The organism is Sphingomonas sp. OTU376 (assembly GCF_038440415.1).
Classification (GTDB): Bacteria; Pseudomonadota; Alphaproteobacteria; order Sphingomonadales; family Sphingomonadaceae; genus Sphingomonas; species Sphingomonas kyeonggiensis_A.
In genome coordinates this window covers 33,845-59,277 of the sequence record NZ_JASATQ010000024.1, presented here as the reverse complement: position 1 = coordinate 59,277, position 25,433 = coordinate 33,845, and the positions used below count along the sequence as shown (strand labels likewise).

Annotated in this window: 14 protein-coding genes; 5 read left to right on the top strand and 9 right to left on the bottom strand. The window is 67.2% G+C overall.

Annotation, left to right across the window (positions count from 1 at the left end):
* Window positions 1-79 precede the first annotated feature (79 nt).
* The 3 genes from AAHM44_RS12340 to AAHM44_RS12330 form a co-directional block, all read right to left on the bottom strand.
* Window positions 80-1,570: a phytoene desaturase gene (locus AAHM44_RS12340; RefSeq protein ID WP_342250161.1), complete on the bottom strand. Its 1,491-nt coding sequence runs from the start codon at window positions 1,568-1,570 to the stop codon at window positions 80-82.
* A 50-nt stretch (window positions 1,571-1,620) separates the two neighbouring features.
* Window positions 1,621-3,480, bottom strand: coding sequence for a 4-hydroxy-3-methylbut-2-enyl diphosphate reductase (gene ispH / locus AAHM44_RS12335; protein WP_342250160.1), 1,860 nt, complete (start codon window positions 3,478-3,480; stop codon window positions 1,621-1,623).
* 111 nt (window positions 3,481-3,591) lie between these two features.
* Window positions 3,592-4,179: a PAS domain-containing protein gene (locus AAHM44_RS12330; protein ID WP_342250159.1), complete on the bottom strand. Its 588-nt coding sequence runs from the start codon at window positions 4,177-4,179 to the stop codon at window positions 3,592-3,594.
* A 116-nt stretch (window positions 4,180-4,295) separates the two neighbouring features.
* Between AAHM44_RS12330 and AAHM44_RS12325 the strand changes: the two genes are divergently transcribed.
* The gene (locus AAHM44_RS12325) at window positions 4,296-5,231 is read left to right on the top strand and encodes an NAD(P)/FAD-dependent oxidoreductase (protein WP_342250158.1); all 936 of its coding nucleotides are present in this window, start codon (window positions 4,296-4,298) and stop codon (window positions 5,229-5,231) included.
* On the opposite strand, the gene AAHM44_RS12320 is transcribed toward AAHM44_RS12325, so the two are convergent.
* The 3 genes from AAHM44_RS12320 to groES all read right to left on the bottom strand — a co-directional run bounded on the left by AAHM44_RS12320 (window position 5,228) and on the right by groES (window position 9,178).
* Window positions 5,228-6,604: a cryptochrome/photolyase family protein gene (locus AAHM44_RS12320; RefSeq protein WP_342250157.1), complete on the bottom strand. Its 1,377-nt coding sequence runs from the start codon at window positions 6,602-6,604 to the stop codon at window positions 5,228-5,230. The genes AAHM44_RS12325 and AAHM44_RS12320 overlap by 4 nt on opposite strands.
* Before the next feature lie 586 nt (window positions 6,605-7,190).
* A complete protein-coding gene (gene groL / locus AAHM44_RS12315) occupies window positions 7,191-8,810 on the bottom strand; it encodes a chaperonin GroEL (RefSeq protein WP_342250156.1) in 1,620 nt (539 codons plus the stop codon).
* Window positions 8,811-8,863: 53 nt separating this feature from the next.
* Window positions 8,864-9,178 (bottom strand): co-chaperone GroES, encoded by a 315-nt coding sequence (gene groES / locus AAHM44_RS12310; RefSeq protein ID WP_342250155.1) that lies wholly within the window; start codon window positions 9,176-9,178, stop codon window positions 8,864-8,866.
* Window positions 9,179-9,442: 264 nt separating this feature from the next.
* Here groES and AAHM44_RS12305 point away from each other — a divergent pair, with 264 nt between their 5' ends.
* The 3 genes from AAHM44_RS12305 to AAHM44_RS12295 are packed head-to-tail and all read left to right on the top strand — an operon-like array spanning window position 9,443 to window position 10,334.
* Window positions 9,443-9,682, top strand: a complete 240-nt coding sequence (locus AAHM44_RS12305; protein WP_342250154.1) for a hypothetical protein — start codon at window positions 9,443-9,445, stop codon at window positions 9,680-9,682.
* Window positions 9,679-9,948 carry an usg protein gene (locus tag AAHM44_RS12300; protein ID WP_342250153.1) on the top strand — a complete coding sequence of 90 codons (270 nt, stop codon included), beginning with the start codon at window positions 9,679-9,681 and terminating at the stop codon, window positions 9,946-9,948. The genes AAHM44_RS12305 and AAHM44_RS12300 overlap by 4 nt, the downstream gene beginning before the upstream one ends.
* Window positions 9,945-10,334 carry a hypothetical protein gene (locus AAHM44_RS12295; protein ID WP_342250152.1) on the top strand — a complete coding sequence of 130 codons (390 nt, stop codon included), beginning with the start codon at window positions 9,945-9,947 and terminating at the stop codon, window positions 10,332-10,334. The genes AAHM44_RS12300 and AAHM44_RS12295 overlap by 4 nt, the downstream gene beginning before the upstream one ends.
* 172 nt (window positions 10,335-10,506) lie before the next feature.
* Here AAHM44_RS12295 and AAHM44_RS12290 read toward each other — a convergent pair whose 3' ends face one another.
* On the bottom strand, window positions 10,507-11,826 hold the full coding sequence (locus AAHM44_RS12290) for an alginate export family protein (RefSeq protein WP_342250151.1): 1,320 nt from the start codon (window positions 11,824-11,826) through the stop codon (window positions 10,507-10,509).
* A 356-nt stretch (window positions 11,827-12,182) separates the two neighbouring features.
* Complete coding sequence (locus tag AAHM44_RS12285; protein WP_342250150.1) at window positions 12,183-13,052, bottom strand: SDR family oxidoreductase; 870 nt, start codon at window positions 13,050-13,052, stop codon at window positions 12,183-12,185.
* A gap of 103 nt (window positions 13,053-13,155) precedes the next feature.
* Between AAHM44_RS12285 and AAHM44_RS12280 the strand changes: the two genes are divergently transcribed.
* Window positions 13,156-14,064: a LysR family transcriptional regulator gene (locus tag AAHM44_RS12280; protein WP_342250149.1), complete on the top strand. Its 909-nt coding sequence runs from the start codon at window positions 13,156-13,158 to the stop codon at window positions 14,062-14,064.
* 280 nt (window positions 14,065-14,344) lie between these two features.
* On the opposite strand, the gene AAHM44_RS12275 is transcribed toward AAHM44_RS12280, so the two are convergent.
* Window positions 14,345-25,348 carry an autotransporter-associated beta strand repeat-containing protein gene (locus AAHM44_RS12275; protein ID WP_342250148.1) on the bottom strand — a complete coding sequence of 3,668 codons (11,004 nt, stop codon included), beginning with the start codon at window positions 25,346-25,348 and terminating at the stop codon, window positions 14,345-14,347.
* Between the last annotated feature and the right edge of the window lie 85 nt (window positions 25,349-25,433).

Sequence of the window (25,433 nt, the reverse complement as noted above, 5' to 3'; positions counted from 1 at the left end):
CAGGTGCGCACGCGACGTGCCTTCTCACAAGCCAGAAATCGACCTGTCCTTCGCCGCCCCGCCGCACACGATGACGCCCTCAGTCCGAAGTCCGGTGGCGATGCCGGTCAAGGATCAGGCTCGCCGTCGCCTTGGCGCTCGCCACCACCCCCGGTATCCCGGCGCCAGGATGCGTGCCGGCCCCGACGAAGTAGAGGTTCGAGAAATGGTCGTCCCGATTATGCGCGCGAAAATACGCGCTTTGCGTCAATAGCGGCTCGAGGCTGAAGGCATTGCCCAGATGGGCGCCGAGATCGGTCGCGAAGTCCGCCGGACTATAGTGGAAGATAGTCGCAATCCGTTTCCGCAGATCGGGAATGAGCGTTTGCTCGATCCGGTCGAGCACGGTTTCCCGATAAGACATGCCGAAGGTCTTCCAATCCGGATCCGCCTTGCCGAGGTTCGGAACTGGCGCGAGAGCATAGAGCGTCGAACAATCCGCAGGAGCCACGGAGGCGTCTGTTGCGCTGGGATGGTGCAAATAGAGCGACGGGTCGCCGGGCACGCGTCCGCGATCGTAGATGTCGTCCAGAAGGGGCTTGTAGCGATCTGAGAACAGGATGCTGTGGTGCGCGACCTGGGGGAGACTGCCACGAAGCCCGAGGTGCAGCACGAACAGGCTCGGTGAGAAGCGCTTGCGCCTTAGCGCGCGGGATTTCGCCGCTGCGTAGCGGCTGTCGGCAATGAGGCCGTAGCTGTGCACCAGATCTCCGTTGGTTGCGACAAGGTCCGCCTCGAACTGGCGGCCGCTGCGCGTCGTCACGCCGGTGACGACGCTTCCCGTAGAAGCGATATGACTCACCGGGTCGGAGAGAATCAGCTTGCCCCCAAGGCGCTCGAAGTGCCGTACCATTGCGTCCACAAGTGCATTTGTCCCGCCTTTGGCGAACCACACGCCACCCCGCTTCTCGAGGCTGTGGATGAGGGCATAGATGCTGCTGGTGCGCATCGGGTTTCCCCCGACCAGCAGGGTATGGAAGGAGAATGCCTGGCGCAGCTTCTCGTTCGCGATATGCGCGCTGACGGCTGCATAGACCGAGCGCCAGGCCCTGCGCCGCACGAGGGCCGGGGCTGCGCGGGCCATGTCGCCCATGCGCAGGAAGGGCTTCGCACCGAGATCGACATAACCGGTCCGGTATACTGACTCCGAATAGGCCAGGAATCGCGCATAGCCCGCGACATCCTTTGGTTCGAACCGGGCAATCTCCGCCTGGAGGGCAGCTTCGTCATTCGAGTAGTCGAACTGCGAACCGTCGTTCCAGAGCAGCCGGTAAAAGGGCGATACCGGTAGTAGCTCGACGTCCCGCTCGATGCTGCCGCCCGACAGCTCCCAGAGTTCGCGCAGGCAGTCCGGGTCCGTGATCACCGTGGGCCCGGCGTCGAAGGTGAACCCATCGCGCCGCCAGACATAGGCCCGCCCCCCCGGGCGATCGCGGGCCTCCACGACGGTGGTCGCGATGCCGGCGCTCTGGAGGCGCAGCGCAAGCGCGAGCCCGCCAAAGCCCGCTCCGATGATCAGCGCAGTAGTCATTTGGGGAATTCCAGGTCGGAGGACATATTGCAGAGCGTGCCGCCGGCGGTTCAGTGCATGCGCGAGATCGCGAAACCGGCGATCTCGCGGAGCCGGGCGGCCCGGGCACCGAATTGCTCGAGGTCCTCGAGGCAGGACTGGGCCAGCGACGCGGAGCGGAGCCTTGCACCGTCCAACCCCAGAATCTCGATGGCGGTGCGCCTGCCGGCGGCGCGGTCCTTGCCGACACGCTTGCCCATCCCGGCCGCGGAACCGACACGGTCTAGGATGTCGTCCCGGATCTGGAAGGCGAGGCCCAGCTTCTCGGAGAAGCGGAGCAGTCGGTCGCGATCCGGACCCTCGCAGCCCGCGATGAGCGTCGCCCCCTCTACGCAGAACCCCAGCAGGTTGCCGGTCTTGAGCTGCTCGCACCGCTCGACCTCCGCGACCGGAGCGTCGGCTTCGGGGTAGAGATCCATCATCTGGCCAAGCGCTAGCCCGTCCTTACCGATGGTCCTTGCGAGCGCCGACACCAGACGCACGCGCACTGCCGGGTCGGGATGGGCGCGCTCGTCCGCCAGCATCTCGAACGCCAATGCAAGGAGCGCATCCCCCGCGAGGACCGCGGTGGCTTCGTCATACGCTCGGTGCAGGCTAGGCTTCCCGCGCCGGAAATCGTCATCATCCATGCAGGGCAGATCGTCATGGACCAGCGACTGTGCATGGAGGCACTCGATCGCCGCGGCGATCCAGATCGCATGCCGGTATTCGGCGCCCAGCATCTCGGCGACAAGGACCGTCAAGAGAGCCCTGAGGCGCTTGCCTCCGCCAAGGACGGCGTAGCGCATCGCCTCGCACAGCCGCGGCGGCGCGCTTGCCGAGGCCGACACCAGCACGCGTTCCAGACAACGCTCGAGATCGCGTCGGACGGCGTCGCTGCGCGCGTCCAGCGAAATTTCCTCGATCGGCGTCATCGAGACCGGCTTGAACGAAGCCGCCTCGATCCTTCCGGCAACCTCCTCGGGCACATAGCCCATAGTGCGAAGGCGATCGACCACGGCATCGACTGCCTCGCCTGGCGCGGAAGCGGCGGCGGTGAGGGCCACGACGTCCACCCCCGAAAGCCGGCTGCCATCGAGCGATTCGGGATCGGGCACGAGCTGAGCATCCCGGCAGCCCGCCGCCAGCGATACCTCGACAAGCCGGCGTGCGTTCGAGGACAGCGGATCACCGACCACGATCACGTGCCCGGCGCGTGTCGCCAGGGCCTCGATCGCTTCCTGCCGATTGGAGGTCGCGTAGCAGATATCGGTCGCGCGCGGGACCGACACGTCCCGGAAACGCTCCTTGATGGCAGCGATGATGGTCGCCGCTTCGTGCACCGCGAACGTGGTCTGGACGGCATAGGCCACTGCGATGTTGTCGGCGAGCCGCAACCCACCGACATCCGCCGGGGACCCCACCACCGAGATCGCGCCGGGCGGCACCTGGCCGAGCGTACCGATAATTTCGGGATGCCCCTGATGCCCGATCAACAGGACATGGCGGCCGGCATGATATTGATCGAGCACATGGGCGTGTACCCTGGCAACGAGGGGGCAGGTCGTATCGAGCGTCCGAAGGCCGCGTTCACGCCCCTCGCGCAGAACAGATTGTGGAACGCCATGTGCAGACAGGATGGTGACGGCACCTGGCGGAACCTCGGCCAGCTCGGACACGAATATCGCACCCCGCGCCCTCAGCCGATCGACGACGCGCTGATTGTGGACGATATGGCGACGGACATAGACGGGGGCGCCGTGCAGGGACAGCGCGTCCTCGACTGCCGTGATCGCCCGCTGGACGCCGGCACAGAAGCCGCGTGGGTTGGCCAGCAAAAGGATCTTGCCGCTGGCGGGTTCTGGGCGAAGCGCGGCGCTGTCGTGCGTCATGCGGGTTCCCGGCAAGGGCCCGCAGCGACCGGCAAGGGCGGTGCGGGGTGTTGAACGGACCGATGCTAGATTCGCCGCACCCGCATGCCAGATGTACTTAGGGGCAGTCGCTCAGTAGCCGGCCTCGACGGCTATGCGGATCGCGTCCGCACTGGAGTTGACGCCAAGCGCATCCAGCAGCGCGGCGCGGTGCATCTTGACGGTACGCTCGCTAATCTGGAGCAGGTGCGCGATCTGCTTGTTCAGCTTGCCGCGCGAAAGCAGCATCAGGATCTCGCGCTGTCTGGGACTGAGGGTCGCGATTCGCTCGCGTGCCCGACCCCGCTGCACGCGCCCGGCGCCGTCGAGATCGGCCAGCGCGACTTGCGAGCCGAGAAAATATTCGACCTCGCCTTCGGCGTCGAAGATCGGCGCCACCATCACCGCATTGCGAAAGCTGGACCCGTCTTTTCGATAATTGAGGATTTCAACCATGACTGGCTGGCGCGAGCGGATGCCCGCACGCAGCGTCTCGCTGAGTTCCGGTTCGGTGGCGGGACCGCTCAGGAAGCGGCAGTTCCTCCCGAGGACCTCCCCCTGCGAATAACCGGTCAGCGCAAGGAACGCGGCATTGCACGCGATGATCGGATTGTCGGGCAATCGCGGGTTGCTGATCACCGCGGCGGTCGCGCTCGTCTCGATCATGTCCAGGATCACCATGGCCAAAACGTAGCGCGTCGGGATGTGCAATCCAAGCATTGCCCCTTTGGTCAGGTTGGCCGGCTTCCGTGCCGATGGCAGGGCTGTTCCCGGGCGCGGCAAGGCGGAGGCGGTCGATGCGGGTGGCGATCATCGGAGCCGGGCTCGCTGGATTGACCTGTGGCGCCCGGCTCAAGGCCCTGGGGCTTTGTGTTTCGCTGTTCGACAAGGCGCGCGGCCCCGGGGGCAGGCTCGCCACGCGTCGCCTGGAGACGTGCGCCGGCACGGCGAGCTTCGACCATGGCGCGCCCTTTCTAGAGGGCGGAAGCCTGGAATTTCGCAGCTGGCTGGAGGGCTGGGCGACTCGGGGCATGGCGGCGCGCTGGCTCGAGGCCGGCGAAGCAAGCTGGACGGGGACCCCGTCGATGAATGCCTTGCCGAAGGCGATCGCGGAAGAACTCCGTGTCACCCATGGGTGCTTCGTCCGCGGGATGGCGCGCGACGCCGCCGGCTGGCATCTGCTGCGGGAAGACGGTCGGATCGGTCCGTTCGACACGGCGATCGTCGCGCTGCCCGCCGAGCAGGCCGCGCCGATCCTGGCGCTCCAGGACATGCGCATGGCAGCCGCCGCGATCGGAACCCTATCCGCCCCCTGCTGGTCGGCGATGTTCGCGCTCCGGCGGGAGATCGGCGACCCGCCTATTTTCTCGAAGACAGACATTGTGCGCTTCGCCGCGTGCGGAACAGGCAAGCCGGGAAGGACCGGGCCGCAGGCCTGGACGGTGCAGGCCTGCCCAGACTGGAGCCGGCAGCATCTGGACGACGCGCCGCCTGTGGTTCTGCGCGCGCTGCGGGATGCCTTGACGCGTCTGGTCGGAGATGGCGCTCTCGACATCGCTGCCGGCGATATTCATCGCTGGCGTTTCGGCTTGTCGGGGTCCGCGGGAGAGGGCGCGCTCTGGAACCCTCGGCTGGGCCTCGGCGCCTGCGGCGACTGGCTGATCGGGCCGGGGGCCGAGGCCGCGTGGCGTTCCGGGACACTGCTCGCCGGCCTTGTTGCCGGGACCGGCTAGTGGGTCCCGAGCCCCTGCCAGGCACCAAGGGCGCGCGCACGGGCTTCCTGATGGCCCACCAGTCTTTCCGGATAGCCCGGGGCGCCGCCTCCGTCGAAATGCAAGGCATGGATCTCGGCGTCCCGCAGAGAGGCGAGCTCGGGAACCCATTGTCGGACATAGGCCGCCATGTCGAACTTCTCGCTCTGGAGATGCGGCGCCATGATGCGCGAGAAGACCGGGGCGTCGACGCCGGTCCCCGCGACATACTGCCAGTTCATCGCGTTGGAGCCCAGGTCCGCGTCGAGCAGCGTATCCCAGAACCAGCGTTCTCCACGGCGCCAGTCGATCAGCAGGTGCTTTACCAGGAAGGAGGCCGTGACCATCCGTATCCGGTTGTGCATCCATCCGCTCTGCCACAGCTCGCGCATGCCAGCATCGACGATCGGATAGCCGGTCCTGCCGCGGGTCCAGGCCAGGAAGTCGCCGTCCGCCGCCGCATCGCCGCGCCACTGCAGCCGGTCGAACGCCGCCCGCCCGTTCCGGTCCGGATAGTCCGCCATCTGGTCGAGAAGGTTGGCGCCGTGGTCGCGCCACGCGAGTTCCCTCCGGAAGGTCGCCGGCCCGGAGCCGGTTCGCTCCGCCAGCGCGGACCAGAGCGCACGCGGTGAAACTTCCCCGAAATGCAGATGGGGCGACAGGCGCGAGGTGCCCGCGATCGCGGGATAGTCGCGGTCGCGCGCATAGCGGTCGAGCCGCCGCTCGAAGTCGCGCCAGCGCCGCCAGGCCCCCTTCTCGCCGGGGCACCAGTCCGAGAAACCGGTTGACCAGTCCGGACTGCGCGGCAGGAGCTGCCACGCCTCGAGGTCCTCAGATGCCGGCAGACGCGGCGGCGTCGCGATCCGGTCGGGCGCCGGAAGCGGCGGCAAAGGCTGCAGGGCCTCGGAAAGCTTGCGGTACCAGGGCGTGAAGACCCTGTAGCGCGCGCCACTGCCATTGCGCACCATGTCGAGCGGAGAGAGGTGATTTCCTTCGTGCAGGCAGAGCTCCACCTCGCTTGTTAGCCTCCGCTCCGCCACCCGGTGCCGGGGCTCATAATGGCGGATCGCATGAATCTGGTCGGCGCCGGTTTCGCGTGCCAGGGTGACCAGAGTGCGGACCGTATCGCCGCGGCGCAGGATCAGTGTCGAACCGCGCTTGCGCAGGCTGAGGTCGAGCGCCTTGAGGCTATGGTGCAACCACCAGCGCTGGGCGCCCCCCATCGACCAGGCGTCGGACCCGTCCTCGTCGAGGACATAGACGGGCAGGACCGATCCAGCTGCCAATGCCGCGGCGAGGGCGGGCTGGTCCGTCAGGCGAAGATCCTGGCGCAGCCAGAGCAGCGAAATCGACACCGTACGAGCGCCTCCGTTGGTCAGGCATCCAGCTAGCCCGCGCCGCCGGGCGCGGACATCCTCCCTTAAGGACAGGTCGCCTGGCTGTTGCCTATGCCGCAGTGCGAAAGAGTGCCACCGGCAGGCTTAGCCGCCGCCGCGGCGCGCCCGGGCCGCCAGAATAGGTCTAACCGGAAAAGCCTGGCTTCCCTGTACCTCCGCATGTCTTTTAGCCCGAAAGCCGATCCCCATGCTCGGTACGCCTGCTCTGGATGGCTATCGCCGCCCGCTCCGACGACGACCGGAACCAACACTCGTCCCACATCGTTGAAAGTGGACGGCATCCAATATGGGGATCCGGTCACCACCGTCCCCATATCCGGACAGGACGTGTAGTTTGCCCTCGCGTCCTGTCCGGCTTTCTCACTGCCCTGCGCCTTTTCAGCCCTTTCGTCTGCGAGGCGAGGCAGCTGCTCCTTCCCCCCTTTTTGCATACACGCCCTATCTGCGTGGACGATCACATTTGAAGGAGGTGGCTGGACACAGTGTTGGGGCCGTTTGCGGCAAGCAACCAAAAGGGCCCGGCTGGATGGCCGGGCCCAGGCGCTCAATAGTCCATCGCCGGCATCGCTGCGGGCTTGTCTTCCTTGGGCAGCTCAGCCACGAGCGCCTCGGTGGTGATCAGGAGCGACGCCACCGACGCCGCATCCTGAAGCGCGGTACGTACCACCTTGGCCGGGTCGATGACGCCCGCCTTGACCAAGTCCTCATAGGTGCCGGTCGCAGCATTGAAGCCCTGGTTGTAGTCGTCACTCTCGAGCAGCTTGCCGACGATCCAGGCACCGTCCTCGCCGGCATTGTCGGCGATCTGGCGCGCAGGCGCGCGCAGCGCCCGGCGCACGATGTCGATGCCGGACTGCTGGTCGTCGTTCGCCGCCTTGAGGCCGTCGAGTGCCTTCAACGCACGCAGCAGCGCGACGCCGCCACCCGGCAAAATGCCTTCCTCGACTGCCGCACGGGTCGCATGCAGCGCGTCGTCGACCCGGTCCTTCTTCTCCTTAACCTCGACCTCGGTCGCACCTCCGACGCGGATCACGGCAACGCCCCCGGCGAGCTTGGCGAGCCGCTCCTGGAGTTTCTCGCGGTCATATTCGCTGGTGGTGACGTCGATCTGCTGGCGGATCTGCGTGACGCGTGCGTCGATATCGCCCTTGGTGCCCACCCCGTCGATGATCGTGGTGTTGTCCTTGTCGATCGTGACCTTCTTCGCGCGGCCGAGCATCCCGACCGTGACATTTTCCAGCTTTATGCCAAGGTCCTCGCTCACGAGGTTGCCGCCCGTCAGGACGGCGATGTCCTCGAGCATCGCCTTGCGGCGATCACCGAAGCCCGGCGCCTTGACCGCGGCAACCTTGAGACCGCCGCGCAGCTTGTTGACGACGAGCGTCGCGAGCGCCTCGCCCTCCACGTCCTCGGCGATGATCAGCAGCGGACGGCCCGCCTGCACCACCTGCTCGAGCACCGGCACCAGTGCCTGCAGGTTGGAGAGCTTCTTCTCGTGGATCAGGATATAGGGGTCGTCGAGCTCGACCTTCAGCTTCTCGGCATTGGTGACGAAATAAGGCGAGAGATAGCCGCGGTCGAACTGCATGCCCTCGACGGTTTCGAGCTCAGTCTGCAGGCTCTTGGCCTCCTCGACCGTGATCACGCCTTCGTTGCCGACCTTCTCCATCGCCTCGGCAAGGATACGGCCGACTTCGGCATCGCCATTGGCGGATATGGTCGCGACCTGGGCGATCTCGCTATTGGCGCTGACCTTTCTCGCATGCGCCTCGAGATCCTTGACCACGGCGCCCACCGCCAGGTCGATGCCGCGCTTGACGTCCATCGGGTTCATGCCGGCAGCGACGGCCTTGGAGCCCTCCCGGACGACCGCCTGGGCCAGCACGGTTGCGGTGGTGGTGCCGTCGCCGGCCTTGTCGTTCTGCTTGCTGGCGACCTCGCGCAGCATCTGCGCGCCCATATTCTCGAACTTGTCGGCGAGCTCGATCTCCTTGGCGACGGTGACGCCGTCCTTGGTGATACGCGGCGCGCCGAAGCTCTTTTCGATCACGACGTTGCGGCCCTTGGGCCCCAGCGTGACCTTCACTGCATTCGCAAGCGTATCCACGCCGCGCAGCATGCGATCACGCGCGTCCGACGCAAATTTCACTTCCTTGGCAGCCATATCGGCTAACTCCTTTCTCGTGTCCTTCCTGACGGTTTGAGGGAAGCGGGCGCTTACGCCGCCTGCTTGAGTTCGGCCATGGTCTCGATCACGCCGAGGATGTCGCTCTCCTTCATGATGAGAAGGTCCTCGCCGTCGATCCTGACCTCGGTACCCGACCATTTGCCGAACAGGATGCGGTCACCGGCGCTCACCGCCAGTTCGACCAGCGTTCCGTTCTCATTGCGCACGCCCGGGCCGACGGCGACGACCTCGCCTTCCTGCGGCTTTTCCTTGGCGGTGTCGGGGATGATGATGCCGCCCGAGGTTTTCTCCTCGGCTTCGATGCGGCGGACGACCACACGGTCGTGCAAGGGGCGGAAATGCATGCATAACCTCCGGTTGCAAAAGCATGATGTCAATGTGCCCGGCACTTCCTGGCAGCGACGGGCGGCGGCGAATTAGGTGCCTCGATTTTTCGGTTCAAGACCCTTTGGGCAAATTTTTTTACCGCTTGGGAACGCGGTATAAAATCCCCCGATCCGTGATGCTTGGCACGGCCCCGGCCCTTGACGAGAGGCAGCCCAAACACCAAAATTTTGGGCTGGCCGAACGGCCAAGAGAAGGAGCGACCGCAGGAAAGGAGGACGACTATGTCGCAACCCGTCTCCCGATTTCTTCACCCCTTCGAGATAGCGCATCACCCCAGCCCGGAGCCTGAAGTGAAACGCGCGATCCTGGCGCGTTGGGCCTCGGACCGCCCCGCGGTCCCTTTCGGGCCGGAGCCGCGCAAAACGCCATGCGCGGAAAGAAGGGTCCGTTTCGATAAGGCCGCATCGCCTCCGACGATCCTCGATACCCCGAACCGTCAGGCGGGCACCGCACCGCGATGACCGACAGCGCCTTCATTGCACAGCTGGACGGCTATGGGCTCACCACCGCCGAGATCCATTACCATCGTCCCGACGCGCCCTCGCTGCTCCAGCTGTTCGTCTGGCAGCAGTACGATCTGGCACCAGGCTTTCCGGCGCTGTTCGACTTTCTCGATCATTGGCGCCGCGAGATCCGGGCGGCAGTTCATTCCGTCCGGATAATGCACGACCGGCTCCTCCGCCCGGCGGAGTGGTGCGCGGTGGATGGGGTGTTCAAAATTCGATGAGGTCGAATCTGATCCGGCGCTGGCAAGAGCGCGGGGGCCGCACAGCGCGCCTGACGCTGCCGTTCGACGACATCATGGAGTTCGCGCTCGCGCTGCTGTCGGTTTCCCCCGACGAGCTTCGTGGGCTGGGGTGGACCTTCGCTGACCGCAAGCGCCTGCTCGACCACTTCCTCGCCAGCGGGAAAGCAGCCCAGGCAGCGGATCCGAAGGCACTGGGAAGACTGGCGATCGAAATAGCCTTGCCGCAGCGCGACGTCGACCGGCTGCAGCGGTTCGCGCGAAAGGAACTGCCCAAGGCTGCCAGCAACGCAGCAATGCTCGATCGCGTAATGAAGTCACTCGAGGCCGCCTCCCATAGGCCCGGAGGCGATCATGTCATGCGCTAGGCGCGCAAGAAAGGAACTTGCTCCAGGCCGTCGAACCCAAACGGGGCAGCGAGGCGCGCCAGCAGGATACCCGAACCCGGATGACGATGATCTGGGGATCCAGCCGATACGCCGGCCAGCACTTCCTCTCGCCGGCTTGCCAGCCGCTTGAGAGTCGCGCGAATGGCCGCGACTAGAAATTCGCCGTTAGATTGAGAGAGCCATAGAGCGTGGTACCACCCTGAGGAGCGTTGGGTGCGACCTCCAGGAAGTGTCCCTTCGAGAGCATCACCGCGTTCGCCTCGAAGCGCAGCGCGGCAGGGCGCACCCACCAGCGCAACCTTGCATCCAGTTGATGCCCGGCGAAGTTCCCGGACCGACCCGTCGCATCGCGAATACCGGTGGTGGAGAAGCTGTCCCGCCGCTCGGCCAGCCAGAGCGCGTGATAGCTGACAAAGCCATCCAGCCGCTTCGATGGCGTTACTTCCAGGCGCGCTCCCGCCGCCGAGATATTGGCCCGTCCTACGGCATTGTAGAGTCCCGCGGGTGCCAGATCTGCGCGACGCATGCCGAACAGCGTATCGAAACGCCCGTATCGGTTACCTGGGCGGTCGCCGCTGGCGCGGTCATATTCGACCGAGAGGCGAGGCCTCCATCCCTTGGTGAATGTGTATCCGGTGTCACCATGGAAGAACCAGGCCGATACCGGAACCGTAGCCGCGGTTACTGCGGCCGAGGCGCTGATCGTACCGGACTGGTAATAGGCTTCAACCTCGAGATCGAGCTTTCCCGGAGAGGAGTCGCGCAGAAGGCGCCCGCCATAGGTATTCAGGGAGCGGTCGCGTGTTGGCCGGCTTGGCCGGTCGCGCTCTCCGAGATGATAGAAGCTGCCCTCCAGCATGAAGGGACCGAGCGCGCGGGACTTCGCTACCGTTCCGCCCCACAACACCAGATCGAAGCCTTCTCTGTCCAGCTCGATCGCGTTCCGCCGCAGTGATGCGGGATCGTCGGGGCGCCGTTGCTGCGGCAGAACATAGATCAGGCTTGCCGTAACGCGTCCCTTGGCAGCGATCTCCGCATGCAGACCGGTATAGCCATTGGTGGTGTTCCTATAGTCGTCGGCCGCGACTAGGCGGCGAGAGCCGATGTTCAAGGTGAAGCGCCCACCGCGTAGCGTCGCCCGGGCGCCATCGACCAGAGAGAATTCACGCGAGGCATAGGCCTGCACCAGCTCGAGCGCATTCGATTCGCCAGTTGTCACTGGAGTACCGGCATCCTCGCCATAGATCCGGCTGTCCCAGACCTCGGCTGCCAGGACGGTAGCGCCGCTCTTATATTTCGCGAGCAGGGTCGTACGCAGATTGACCAGGTCGTCGTCAAGATTGAAGCCGGTACGGGGCTGGTTCGCAATCGCTTCGTAGCGCACACGAACGGTGCCGGAAATGTCGAGATCCTGCGCGCACGCGACATTTGGGCAAAAGGCCAGGGCAAACAGATATCGGGAAAGATGCATGGCATGCGTCCGCTTTTTGATAGGTGGACGCGATACTTTGGCTGACGCCTCATGGGGGGACCGCAGCCCCCATAGACCTTAAATCCCTTCGTCCCTGGAGCAAGTCAAGCTCGGCCGTGCCCGGTACCCGCGACCATGGCTCTTCGATATATGCCCGGATGGCGCACGCGCTCGCCAGGACGTCGCACTCCATTGCTTGAAGACTGGAGCAACCCGACAGGACGCTGGTGACCCCAGTGGATGCCGATGCGGAGCGGTGGATGGCAGAGACCGGTCGGACGCAAGCACTGGACGAGCGGCCTGCGGGGTGCACGCGGGCCGCTATCCGGATCATCGAGAGCCAGGGCGATCGGGGTTCAGCGTGCGGCGGCGATGCCCGCGGCGAACGCCCGGTAGGAATGGAGCGGACGCCCGAGCATGGCGACGAGGCGTTCGCCATCGCCGGCCTCGGGGATCATGCCGTCGCTGACATAGCGCTCGGCCATCAGCCGCATCTCATAGGCCATCCATTTCGGCATGAAGGTGCCGAGGTTCTGCTCGAAGCCGCTCGGGTCGTCGCCGCCATAGACGATCGGGCGGCCGAGGACTTCGGACCAGATCGTCGCCACGCCCTCGCCGGTCAGCGTTTCGGGGCCGACCAGGTTGATCGTCTCGATCGGCTGCCTGCCCGGCGCCCGGTCGCGGCGGATCAGCTCGATCGCGGCGACCTCGGCGATGTCGCGGGCATCCACCATGGCGACGCCCTTGCCGCCGATCGGCATCGGATAGACGCCGTGGTCGAGAACGACGTCCGTGATCATATGCTCGTTGTCGATGAAGTAGGCGGGCCGCAGGATCGTGGCATCGAAGCCCATCTGCTCGATCATCCGCTCGGCGCCCGATTTCACGGCGAAGTGGGGCACGTTCACGAAGCGGTCGGCGTGGAGCACCGAGAGGTAGACGAGCCGCTCGATCCCGGATTCGCGCGCGATGTTCAGCGCGATCAGCGCCTGAGTGAATTCGTCGCCCGACACCGCATTGAGCAGGAAGAAGGTGCGTACGCCCTGGAAGGCGGCGCGCAGCGCGTCGATGTCGAGCAGATCGCCCCGCGCGACCTCGACACCGGCCGGAAAGCTGGCCTTGGCCGGGTCGCGGGTGAGCACGCGGACCTTAGCGCCGCGCTGGACGAGCTGGTCGACGACGTGGCGGCCGACGCGGCCGGTGGCGCCGATAACGAGAATGGTCATTGGGGTTCTCCTTGGATGTCGTGAGCGACGCCCCTGAATTTAGAGTTCCAATTAATGACCAATAGCTCTTATATATGGACGCATCGTCTCACTGGCGGAACAGATGGACCTGCTCGCGCTCGCCGATTTCAACCTGGTCGCCCGGCACGGCGGCTTCGGCCGCGCCGCACGTGCCACCGGACGACCCAAGGCGACCTTGTCGCGCCGTGTCTCGGAGCTGGAGGCGGCGCTCGGCGTCCGCCTGTTCGAGCGTGGCGCGCGGGACCTCAAGCTCAGCGAGGAAGGCAGGGCGCTGCATGCACGGTCGGCAGCGCTGCTCACCGAACTCGAAGAGACCGCCACGGCGATTGCCTCGGGCGCCGAGCGTCCGCGCGGCACGCTGCGGATCAGCGCGCCCCTGCTTTTTTCCCAGATGGCGATGGGCAGGATCGCGGCGGGCTTCGTGCGCGACTATCCCGAGGTGCGTCTCGAAGTGACTACCGACGACCGCGCGGTCGATATGATCGAGGAGGGCTTCGACCTGGTCATACGGGTCAATCCACGGCCGGACGAGAGCCTGGTCGGCCGGGCCTTTATTCGCGACCGGCTGGTGGTGGTGGCGCCGCCTTCGTTCGAACGGCCCGCGGACGGCGGGGCCGTGCCGGCGGTGGTGCGCGGCGCGGCGGATCCTCAATCCGTGTGGAAGCTGAAGGCAGCGGGCGAAGCGCAGGCCCTGTCGGTCGAGCCGGTGCTGTCGCTCGCCTCGATGGTCATGGTCCGGGACGCAGTCCGGCTCGGCGCCGGCGCCGGGCGGCTGCCCCTGTCGCTGGTCGGCCGCGACCTGGCGGCCGGACGGCTGATATGCTGGGGCGATTCCGACGCACCGGAGACCGAGTTGTGGGCACTTTATCCGTCGCGGCGGCTGCTCAGCGCCCGGGTCTCGGCATTCCTCGCCCATCTGGCCAGGCTGTTTCCGACCGGCTCGCCCGAGGAACTGGCTGCGCTGATCGACGGCGGGAGCGGCACCGGCTGAGCCTGAGCGCCGCCGCTTCAGCCAGGCGCGAAATCCGCCGTCCCCCGCGGCCGCCGCACTCGAAACAGCCGTGGCTCGCCTGCGAATATGGGCCGGTCGCGCGTTCCTTCATGCTTCGCCTGGCTCCATCGTCAGTTCGGAAACCAAGCCAGGCAGTTCGAGTACCGTGAAGACGACCCGCAGGTTTGAGAATGGTCTTCCAGCCCCTGGTCCCGATGCTCCGCACCCGCCGCGGGGATCGTCCGGAAGCCATGGTGTCGGCGGGCTGCCAAATCGCACCTTAGAACCGCAAGAGCAATGCGGCGCGGGCGCCGTGGTCGGTCGCGCGCGCGCCAGAGTTGCCAGTGTAGGAGATGCCGAGCGTGACATGCTCGCCCAGGTCGAGCTCGAGTCCGGCATCCACCACCGCGCTGTCCCGGTCGAGTGCGTTGCCCGCAGTGGTGAAACTGGGCCCGGTGGCAAAGCCGAGATCGACCTTCGGCAGCGCGTCGCCAAAGGCATGACGGAGCGCCACAGAGACCTTGAAGCGCAGCACCGTACCGCCGAGGTCGAGTCCAGTGTTCGCTCGCAGGCCGAAGGTGCCATAGGTCATGCGCTCGTCCTGCGTGCCGCCGCGAAGCGCCGCGCTGCCGCCATGCTCGGCAATGTCCGAGCCCCGGAGCCGGACATGGGCGAGCCCGGCAAAAGGCTGGAGGGTAACGCCGCTCAGGTCCCGCTTCACCGCGACTTCGCCGAACAACTGGAGGGTATCGGCGCGGTAGCGGCCGCCGAGCCCCTGGGTGAGACCGCCGAACGCGATGCGGCGCTGCGAGCGGACATCGTTCCAGGCATAGGCCGCGCCCAGCTGGACCGAGGCAATGCCGTAGCTGCCGGCGAGATAGCCGCCCGCATGATAGCTGTTCGCCTTGTGCGTGGCACTGCCAGTTCGCAGATCCGTGCTGCTGTAGCCTGTGGCGAGGCCGGCGCGCCAATGGCTTCCGAGCGCGCTATCGAAGCCGGCGAGCAGCCCCTTGAGATCGCGATCATAGGCTTGCGCCAGCGCCCCGCCCTGCATCGAGCCCCAGTTACCGAGCGCGGTGCCCCAGACCGAGAGCCCCTCCTCGCCCGCCAGGCTGCCGCGGGCGAGCATCGCGTCGCGGACGAAACGACTGTCCTCGATCAGCCGGCCCCGCATGCTGGCATAGTCCGAGCCCGAGAGCTGATCGAAGGCGGCACGCGCCTCGGTGGCGGTGAGCGAGACGACGGCGTCGTGCACGCCATTGCCGTTGCCCAGCGCCTCGACCGCCGGCGCCACGCCCTGCTGGTTGCCGGTCTGCGCCACCGCGGCGAAGTCGATCGTGTTGCGCTTGAGGTTCAGCGTTACCGCCGTTGCGCCATAGGTCAGGCTCGGCGTGAGGAAGGCGAGGTTCGACGTGACGTTCGAGAAGGTCCCGCTGATACCTCCCACCGCGGTCAGGATGGTGTAGCTGGTGTCGAGCGCATAATTGCCGTCCGCCGCCAGCACGCTGACTACCGCGCCGCTCTGGATCGAGGCGCTGCCTCCTACGACGATCCGGTCGCTCTGCCCCGCCGCATTGGCTTCGACCTCATAGGTGCTGCCCGCAAGGAAGCTGAGATTGCCGGTGACGTTGAGCGTGCCGATCGAATTGCCCGGCGCGACCGTGCCGGCGATCCGTCCCGAGCCGATCGTGCCACTGCCCTGGAGACGACCGCCGGCTAGCAGGTCGAGCGCGCCGCCCAGCGTACCGTTGACCGAGACCAGGCTGGCGACAGTCGTGGTCCCCTGGAAGCCCGGGGAATTGCCGGTGAGGGATACCGCGCCGCCGCCGCGGAAGACCATGCTGCCGGTGCCGGTAAGCGTACCGGCATAGCTTCCCGCCGCCGACTGGTCGAAGACGAAGCTCGTGCCGGCCGCCAGGTCGACATCGCCGGTGAACAGGGCGGTGGCGGTGACGAGGCTGCCGCCGGTGACGCGCCAGCCGCCGGCATTGACGCCGGTGAGGGTCAGCGTCCCCTGCCCTGCCTTTGTCGTCACGCCGGTGCCGGTGACGCTGCCGCCATAACTGCCGGCATTGGCCAGGTCGAACACCAGGCTGGCATTGTTGGTGACATTTCCCTGGATCGAGCGGGTGTCGCCGACCAGCGTGCCCGCCTCGACCACGGTTCCGCCGGTATAGCGGTTGGCGCCGGTCAGGACGAGCGTGCCCAGGTCGGTCTTGACCAGGGCGGCGCTGCCGGTGAGGGCCGAGCCGATCGTGGCCGTGAAGCCGGCGCCCGCCGCGCTGCCATCGCCGACCCGGACCATCGCGCGGTCGCCGGACAGCGCGATGGTGCCGCCGGTGACCGTATAGCCATTGGCGGCGAACTGCAGTCCGGTGGCCGAGACCTGGCCCTCGACCGTCACAGTGCCGGCCGCGCCGCCGAACACCGCAAAGCTCGGCACCGGCTGCATCGGGCCATTGAGCGTGCCGCCGGTATCGGTCCAGTTGCGGCCACCGGCGTCCCAGGTGCCGGAGCCGCCATTGATCGCGCCATTGTCGTGGAGCGCGCTATTGCCGCCGTCCCAGAAGGCCAGCGTCGCACCGGCGCTGTTGAGCAGATTGACCTGGCCCGCCAGCGCGGTCTGGATCGTCAGCGCGTCGGCCGACGCACCGGCGACCGTGCCGAGTGCCAGGCCATTGTCGGTGAGCGTGCCGCCATAGTCGAACAGCCGGTAGATCCCCGCGCCGAACCCCGGAGCGGCCGTGACATTGAGCGTGCCGTCGAGCGTGAGGTTGCCCGCCACATCGAACAGCGCGCTATCCGATGCATGGGACAACGCCACGTCAACGATCGCACCCGAGCCGAGCGTCAGCGCACCGAGCGATAGCGTTCCACCCTGGCTGCCGGCGAGATGCGCGCCATCGGCAATGGCCACCGCCCCGCCGATCGTGCCGGTGCCCGCCAGCGTGCCGCTCGCGACCGCCACGGTCGAGCTGGCCGAACCGAGCGTGCCGGTCACGGTGAGGCCGCCGCTGGCGACGGTCACGGCACCCTCGAACGCCGCGCTGTCGCCGCTAAGAGTGAGCAGCGCGCCCGTCTTGGTCAGCGTGCCGGCGCCGGAGAGGCTTCCGGCGAAGGTGCCGGCTGCCGCCTGGTCGAAGGTGAGGCCGGCCCCCGCCGCCAGCGCCACGTCGCCGGCGAGCGAGGCGCTGCTCGCCACCAGCCTGCCGCCCAAGACCGTCCAGTCGGTCGTGCTGGTGCCCGTGACGGTCAGAATGCCCTGCCCGGCCTTGGTCGTCATGCCGGTGCCGGTGAGCGCACCGGCATAGCTGCCGTCCTGACCCATATCGAACACCAGCGCAGCATTGTTGGCGATGGCGCCCAGAAGCGACCGCGTGTCGCCGACCAGCGTGCCGGCCGATACCAGGGTTCCACCGGAATAGCTGTTGGCGCCCGCCAGCACGAGCGTACCGAGATCGTCTTTCACCAGCATCGAATTGCCAGTGAGCGCAGCCGCGATCGTGGCGGTAATGCCCGCCCCCGCCGCGCTTCCGTCGCCGACGCGGATCGTCGCGCTCGGTCCCGACAAGGCGATCGCGCCGCCGGCCAGCATATAGCCGCCGGAGGCGAACTGCATGCCGAGGACCGAGACCTGGCCAGCACCATTATCGACCGTCACCGTGCCGCCAATGCCCTGAAACACGGCAAAGCTCGGTTGAGGCATCATCGCGCCGTTCACGCTGCCATTGGCGTCGGTCCAGTTGCGTCCGCCCAGGCTCCAGGTCCCGGCACCGCCCTCCACGATGCCGTTGTCATGCTGCGCGGCGATGCCGCCGTCCCAGAAGGCGAGCGCGACGCCGGCATTATTGACCAGGTTGACCCGGCCGGCGGCGCCGGTCTGGATAGAGAGCCCGTCGGCAGACGAACCGGCTACCACCCCGAGCGCCAGGCCATTGTCGGTGAGCGTGCCGCCATAGTCGAACAGCCGGTAGACGCCGGCCCCGAAGCCCGGCGCGGCGGTGACGTTGAGCGTGCCGTCGAGCGTCAGGTTGCCCGCCACGTCGAACAGCGCGCTCGTCGATGCCTGGGCCAGCGTCACGTCGACGATCGACCCCGCGCCCAGCGTCAGCGCACCGAGCGACAGGGTGCTGCCCTGCGTGCCGACCAGATGCGCACCATCCGCCAGCGCGACCGCGCCGCCGATGCGTCCGGTTCCCGACAGGCTGCCGCTATCGATGCGGAGGGTCGAGCCCGTACCGCCGAAGCTTCCGGTTACGGCCAACCCGCCCGAGACGGTCATCGTGCCGGTAAAGTCCCTGCTGTTCCCGCCCAGCGTCAGCAAACCGCCCGCCTGAGTGATCGCACCCGCACCGGACAGGCTACCGGCATAGGTCGCTGCGTCAGCGCGATTGAATGCCAGAATGCCGCCATCGACCGCGATGTCGCCCACCAGCGCGCCGGTCGTTCCGCCATCGCCGATTCGGAGCGTGCCGCCCTCGATCCGAGCCGAACCGGAGGCCTGGCCGAGCAGGGTCGATACACCCGAGTGCTGCACCACTTCCCCAGCGCCCAGATTGGCGAGGATCGTCGCGCCGTCGAACGTGTAGCTGCCCGCGGTCAGCGTGCCGCTACCGGCGAGCGTGCCGGCGATCCAGGCCGTGCCGACCGTCTCGTCGAACGCGTCCAGGTCCAGCGTCCCGCCCGACCGGATCAGCAGCGCCGCGGTGTCGGCGAGCCGCTCATGGGCCCCCAGCCGCAGCGTGCCGCCATTGACGCGCACGTCGAGCGCCCCCGCCGGACCGGTCAGCAGGGTCGTGCCGCTGCGCTGGTCGAGCAGGCCACGGCCCAGCGCATGATCGATGATGCCGCCGTCGAGGACATATTCATTGGCGCGCAGCGTGCCGCCGCCGATCAGATTGCCCTGGATCACGAAGCGCGCAACGACCTCGTCATAGCCATTGAGGTCGAGCGTCGCCCCGTCGCGCACCTCGAGCAGCGAGTCGTCGGCGAGCACATTCACTCCGCCGATACGCAGCGTGCCCGCGCTGACCAGGGTGAGGCCGGTATAGAGATTGGCCCCAGACAGCGTCAGCGTGCCCGTGCCGGTCTTGGTGAGGCCGCCGGTGCCCGAGATCACCCCGGCGAAGGCGCTGTCGCCGCTCTCGCCCCCCAGCACCAGCGCATGGCTGCCCAGCAGCACCGAGCCGCTGCCGCCCAGCGCGATCGCCATGTCGCCGCCTGCGCCGCGCAGGTCCAGCGTGCCGCCGAGCAGCACGGGCGCACCGTTAACCGCCGCCGATCCGGTCAGCGCCAGCGTGGCGCCGCCCAGCACCGAGATCGTGTCGCTACCCGAGAGCGTGCCGCCGAAGCTGCTCGTCCCGGTAAGCGTCAGCGCATGCGCGCCGAGCTGCACCGAACCCGTGCCGCCCAGGCTGGCGAGCGTCAGCGCAGCGCCCGCGCCGGTAGCATCGAAGACGCCATTGGCGACGACCGTATCGCTGGCGATGGTGCCGCCGTTCAGGCGCAGGGTCGCGCCGGCATCGACGGTGGTGGCGCCGGTATAGAAGGTCGCGCCGGTGAGCGTGACCACGCCCGCCTGTGCGCGCAGCCCGCCCAGCCCGTCGATCGTGCCGTCGAAGGTTCCGCCGCCGCTCAGCAGGTCATGCTCGCCAAGCCATACCGAGCCGGCACCGGTCAGTCCGGCGAAGCCAATATCGCCGTCCATCATGCCGAGGTCGAGCGAGCCCCGCACGACGAGCTGCGTGCCGTCCGAAGATGCCCCGCCCCCCAGATGGAGCGTGGCGCCCGAGGCGATGGCGAGCGTGCCGCCCGAGATCGTGCCCGAATACTCGCCGTCGCCGCGAAGCGTCAGTTGGCCGTTGCCGAGCGCCAGCGTGCCGCTGCCGTACAGGCCCGCGACCGACACGGGCGCGGTCGCGGCGCTGATGTCGAAGGTGCCGCTCATGTCGAGCGTGGCGTTCTCCATCGATCCGCTGCCAATCAGCGCGATCGTCGCGCCCTGCGCGATGCCCGCGCTGCCGCCGAAATAGTTGGTGCCGGACAGGTTCAGCCTGCCCGCGAGCAGCGTGATCCCCGAACTCTCGCTTTCGATCGCGCCGCCGAAGTCGCCGCCGCCAGTGAGGATGAGCTCGTTGTTGCCCAGCGAGACCGTGCCGTTGCCGTTCAGCCCGCCAAAGCTGCTCGAGAAATTATATTGCGAGATGTCGAGCGTGCCCTCGACCCGCACCGAACTCGCGAGTTGGGCGGCGGCGGTGTAGAGCGCCGCATCCGCATCGATCACCGTCTCGCCGGTATAGTCGTGTGCGCCGGTGAGCCCGAGCCAGCCCGAGACGAGGTGCAGCCCGCCGGTGCCGGTGATCGTGCCTTCGTAGATGTCCCCGCCATTGTTGATCGTCAGCGTGGTCGCGCCGAGCGCGATCGTGCTGGGGCCGCCGCTCAGGCCGCCGATCGCGAATTGTCCGCCGGTGACGCCGGACAAATCGAGGGTCGAATCCCACATCGACACCCAGGCATTTTCGCCGAGCGTCCCCGCCCCGGCCATCTTGACCGTGCCGTTCTCGATATCGACTTCGCGCAGGTCGTTGGCACCGCTCAGCGTCAGCGTACCCGTGCCGAGTGCGAATACCCGGCCGACCCACGCCGGCTCAAGCGTGCCCCGGATGGTGCCGGCGAACTCGGTCTCGCGGTCATTGTCGATCAAAAGGACACCGCTATAGCCCAGCCCGATCGTGCTGCCCGCCACGCCCGACAGATTGTGCAGCGTCGCGGCGGCGGCGAAACCATCGAGCACCGACAGGTCGATGGCCGTATCCGCGCCGGTCAGCGACACCGACCGGGCCTGGGCGATCGCACCGGGATCGCTGAGCTTGAGCGTGCCGTTGGCCAGGGTCACATCGCCGATGAAGCTTCCTTCGCGCCATAGGCTGGTGGTGCCGCTGCCCGTCTTGACGAAGCTGCCGGCCGCGCCGTCGATCTGCTCGATGACGACATCGCCGGCACGATCCACGGTGAAGATGCCGCCGTCGATCGTGACCGGACCGAGCATGCCGGAAACCAGGCCACTGCCGCCCAACGTGAGATTTGCGCCGCCGCGCAGGGTCGTCGCGCCGGTATAGGAGACATCGCCGGTAAGCAGCAGGCTGGCGCCGCTGACGCTGAGCGAACCGTCTCCGCCGATCGGCCCGGACAGCGTGGCGCTGCCGCTCGCCACGTCCATGGTGAGCTGGCCGTCATAGCCCTGGCCGCTATCGCGAACGAGATCGATGGCATTGGCGATAACCCGTCCGTTGCCGAGCGCGATCGTGCCGGTACCGACGACATGGACCGTGCCGGTGCCGAAGGCATCGTCTGTCCCGGCAACGATCGTGCCGCTCTCGAGGACAGTGCCCTGGGTATAGCTGTTATGGCCCGCCAGCGTCAGCGTGCCGCCGCCGCGCTTGATCAGCACGCCGCCATAGCCGGTGCCGCGCTCGGCCACTGTCCCGGTCAGCGTCAGGTCGTGATCGCCGCCGATGGCAAGATTGCCGTAGGTGGAGTCGTTCCGCTCGATGAAGATGTTGTTGGCGAGCGTGACGCTCCTGTTCGATTCGAGCTGCGCCTCAAGGATCGCCGCGACGAGGTCGCCGGTGCCGAGCGCCGCGTCATTGCCGACGATCAGTCTCGAGCCATTGTTGATCTCGGTGCCGCCGCCATAGCTGTTGGCCGCGTCGAGCACGAGTGTGCCCCAGATCGAGCGAACCCAGACGTCGTCGCCGCTGATCTCGCCCGCCATGGTCAGGGTGCCGCTACCCTGTTTGGCGAAGAAGCCGGCCCCGCCGACCGTGCCGGCATAGCGGGTGTCGGCGTCCTGCTCGATCACGATGCCATAGCTTGCGTTGGTGAGCTGTATCGCGCCGGCAGTGCCGGTGAGTGGGCCAAGGATCGTGCCGAATTGATTGACGACCAACGTACCGCCGTTGAAGTCGATCGGCGTATATCCGCGCAGCGTGCCGGTGACCCCTAGAACGGTGGTGCCGGCGTCGAAATGCATGCCGCCGGTGAAGCTGTTCTGTACGTCCAGGTAGAGCGTGCCGTCGCCGGTCTTGGTCAGGCTGCCGCTTCCCGAGACGGCCTTGCTGATGTGCGCGGCGCCACTCGCGACATCGACGGCCAGGTTGCCGTTCAGGACCAGCGCGTTCTGTGCCACATTGATGCCGTCCGCGAGCACCAGCCGCGTGCCGTCCGAGGCGGTCACCGATCCGGTACCGAGCGCCTGGTTGGCCAGGACCGCGATGCCGCCCTGCTGGAGCAGCATGTTGGACGCCACGTAGTTGGTCCGCGAGAAGGCGAGCGTGCCGCCCCCCTGCTTGACGATCGGTCGGTTGCCGTTGATCTGGCCGGCAAGGCTCAGCGTCTCGCCGTCATCGACCGAGATGACCGTTTGGGTGCCGAGCGCGCCGCCGAGATAGAGGTCGTTCGACAGGGTCAGGCTGCCGACGGCCTCGATCCGGCCGAGGCTGCTGCTGGTGAACAGGTCGGCCCGGCCGAGCGCATTGTCTCCGGAAAGGCGCAGCGTCGCGGCGCGGAGATAGACTTCGCCGGTGAAATCGTTGTTGCCGCTCAGGGTCAGCGTGCCGCCATCCAGGTTGATCGTGCCCAGGCCTCCGGTCAGCACGCCCGAGAGCGTCAGCGCGCCGGCGCCGCGCTTGTTGAGCGTGCTGGCATAGTCGGCGCCACTGAAGTCTATCGAGCCGGCATAGACGCTGTCGCCGGCCTGGTTGAGGTCCAGCACTCCGGCCTGCAGCAGGAGGGTACCGCCGGTGCCAGAGAGCGCCGACGCGGCCTGCGTATAGCCACGCAGCTGCAGCGTACCGCCAGTGAGCGTCAGGGCACCGGCACCGAGTGCCTGGCTGCCGCCCAGGATCAGGTTGCCGTTCTCCAAGGTGGTGCCGCCGGCATAGCCGTTGTTCGCCGCGAGCGTCAGCGCCCCGGTGCCGCGCTTCACGAGCGCCCCGCTGCCGGATATCGCCGAGAGATGCCCCCCATAGCCGCTCCAGTCGAAGACGAGCGTGCCGTTGTTGACAATTCCGGTGGTGCCGTCGGGCCCCAGCGTGCCGGGGGTCAGCGAGACGAGCGTCGTGCCGGCGTCGATCGTGGTCGTGCCGGTCCAGCTGTTGGCGGCATTGGTCAGCGTCAGCGTGCCGCCACCGCCGATCACCAGCGGCTGGCTGCCAGTCTCGCTGATCCGGCCGTTGAGATAGGCGCTGATTCCCGCATCGACGAGGATCCGCGAGGGATCGTTCACCGGGTCGATTGCCTCGAGCACGATGTCGTTGCCATAGCTGCCATTGGCGCTGAGCTGGATCGTCGGATCGACCAGATGGATCGTGCCGGTGCCGAACGCGCCTGCCGCCCCCGCGCGGATCGATCCGCCATTGACGTGGATGTCGGCGGTCAGGTTGCGGCCGTCGAGGAAGTCCATGGTGCCGCTGCCCACCTCGATGCGCGTCAGGCTCGCCATCGCCCCCCCGATCGCGGCGATGCCCGAGCGCTGGTCGAGGATTTCGAATCCCGTGACGTCGATCTGCGCGGTGATGCCGTCGCCGACATCGATCGTCAGCGTGTCCTTGCCCGTGCCGCCATCGACCTGGCCGGTGAGATCTCCGCCCCGGTAGAGGAAGGTGTCGTCGCCCGCGCCCAGATTGGCGCCGGCAAGCGAACCGGTCGCCTCGAGCGTGACGAAATCCGCGGAGGTGCCGCTGGCGTCGAAGCGGCCGTCGAGCCGGCCGGCAATGATCAGCGTGTTGGCGCCGCTTCCGGCCATCACGATGTCGCCGATCGTTCTCGACCCCAGCTGGAGGTCGATGGCGTGCGTGGCGGCGCCCTGGAGCGAGATCGCGCGGCTGCCGCCCTGGATCGTCGCGCCGGCCCGGTTGGTGATGGTAAGCGGGCCGCCGGACGTGCCCAGCTGGATCGCCGCGCCGTTGCCGAGGCTCTCGTCGGCACCGTTGCGGATCATGCCGCTGTTGTCGATCGATCCGCCAAGGGTCACGATAGTGCCCATGCCCGTATTGCCCAGATTGCCCCGGACAGTGACGCCCTCGCCTATGCTGATGTCGTAGGCTCCGATACCGCGCGATATGATAACGGCTGATCTGGTCGCGGTGAGGTCGCCTCCCAGGGCGATGCTGTTCCCCGCGGCAGCGCCGGAACCGCTCGAGATACCCGTCACGGCCGTGATGCTTGCGGTCGTGCTGATTGAAACCTTGCCGCTCGAAGTCGCGGCGGTACCTGCGCTGATGCCTATCCCGAGATTGAAGCTGGCGCTGCCGATGGCCGCGCCGATGTCCAGGTTGACGCCGCCAGAGCCCGAATCAGAATCAGCCGAGATTCCGACATTGCCACTGCCGCGGGCGATCCCGATGGCATCGATCGTGCCACCCGCGCTGGTGGTCACGATCACGGCGCCGGTATCCGAAGCGCCGGTTCCTTCATAATCGAGGTTCAGGCCGAAGCCGCCCATGTTGGTGTTGGTGATCAGGATCGCGCCCTGCAGGTCCACGGCGACGTTGGCGGATGGCCCCCGGACGCTGGCCATGATCCCCCTTTCGAGCGCGCGTATGGTGCCACCCCGCGTCGCCACCGAAACCGACCCATTGCCAACGGCGCTCGCTCGGATCCCGTAATTTCCCTGGATATCGATCTGGCCCAGCCGCAGGTCGACGCCGCGGCCGGCCGCATCGATCCCGTTAGGCGCCGTAATGCTGAGACTTCCGGTATTGACCAGAGTGGCCGCGCCGACGGTGGAGCGCAGGCGGATCCCTTCGTCCGAGCCGGTGAAACTGTGGCTTCCGCCCTCGAGCATCAGCGTCGCGCCGCCTTTGTCCGCGCCATCAAGGAAGATCGCGGCGCCATCGCCACCGATGGTCTGGGTGCTTGAGATGCGGGTGCTACCGCGCAGCGTCGCCACGGCGTCGCCCGTCGCCGCGAACTGATAATAGCCATCCTGCGGGCGGACATTGCCGCCCGGGTTGGAACCGCTGGTATTGCGGATTACGACATTGGTCAGCACCACCTCGCCGGTCGTTCCCAGCAGCCGGACGCCTCCTTTGGCGGCGGTGCTATCGATCACCGCGCCGGGGTTCTCACCCTGGATGTCGCCGCCATCGCGCGGTAGCGCGGCCAACTGCGCATGCGCCGGCAGGGCCAGCGCGGCGGCAACCAGTGCGCTCGAGCAGAGCAGGCCGTGGCGTACCCGCGCCGGCGTAAGCGGGCGGCGAGCGATGCGGCGAAGCGTAGGCATGCGGACTCCTTCGGGCGCGCGGACAGGCGCTCCGTTGTGGGTTTGCGAAAAGACAATCCGTCGGTGGGGTGGTCAGGCCGCGCGC

Bases quoted from the DNA above. Each gene is read 5' to 3' on its own strand.
- AAHM44_RS12340 (WP_342250161.1), bottom strand. From the start codon at position 1,570: ATGACTACTGCGCTGATCATCGGAGCGGGCTTTGGCGGGCTCGCGCTT.
- AAHM44_RS12295 (WP_342250152.1), top strand. From the start codon at position 9,945: ATGAGGTCGAATCTGATCCGGCGCTGGCAAGAGCGCGGGGGCCGCACA.
- ispH (WP_342250160.1), bottom strand. From the start codon at position 3,480: ATGACGCACGACAGCGCCGCGCTTCGCCCAGAACCCGCCAGCGGCAAG.
- AAHM44_RS12300 (WP_342250153.1), top strand. From the start codon at position 9,679: ATGACCGACAGCGCCTTCATTGCACAGCTGGACGGCTATGGGCTCACC.
- AAHM44_RS12330 (WP_342250159.1), bottom strand. From the start codon at position 4,179: ATGGTGATCCTGGACATGATCGAGACGAGCGCGACCGCCGCGGTGATC.
- AAHM44_RS12305 (WP_342250154.1), top strand. From the start codon at position 9,443: ATGTCGCAACCCGTCTCCCGATTTCTTCACCCCTTCGAGATAGCGCAT.
- AAHM44_RS12325 (WP_342250158.1), top strand. From the start codon at position 4,296: ATGCGGGTGGCGATCATCGGAGCCGGGCTCGCTGGATTGACCTGTGGC.
- AAHM44_RS12280 (WP_342250149.1), top strand. From the start codon at position 13,156: ATGGACCTGCTCGCGCTCGCCGATTTCAACCTGGTCGCCCGGCACGGC.
- AAHM44_RS12285 (WP_342250150.1), bottom strand. From the start codon at position 13,052: ATGACCATTCTCGTTATCGGCGCCACCGGCCGCGTCGGCCGCCACGTC.
- AAHM44_RS12290 (WP_342250151.1), bottom strand. From the start codon at position 11,826: ATGCATCTTTCCCGATATCTGTTTGCCCTGGCCTTTTGCCCAAATGTC.
- groES (WP_342250155.1), bottom strand. From the start codon at position 9,178: ATGCATTTCCGCCCCTTGCACGACCGTGTGGTCGTCCGCCGCATCGAA.
- groL (WP_342250156.1), bottom strand. From the start codon at position 8,810: ATGGCTGCCAAGGAAGTGAAATTTGCGTCGGACGCGCGTGATCGCATG.
- AAHM44_RS12275 (WP_342250148.1), bottom strand. From the start codon at position 25,348: ATGCCTACGCTTCGCCGCATCGCTCGCCGCCCGCTTACGCCGGCGCGG.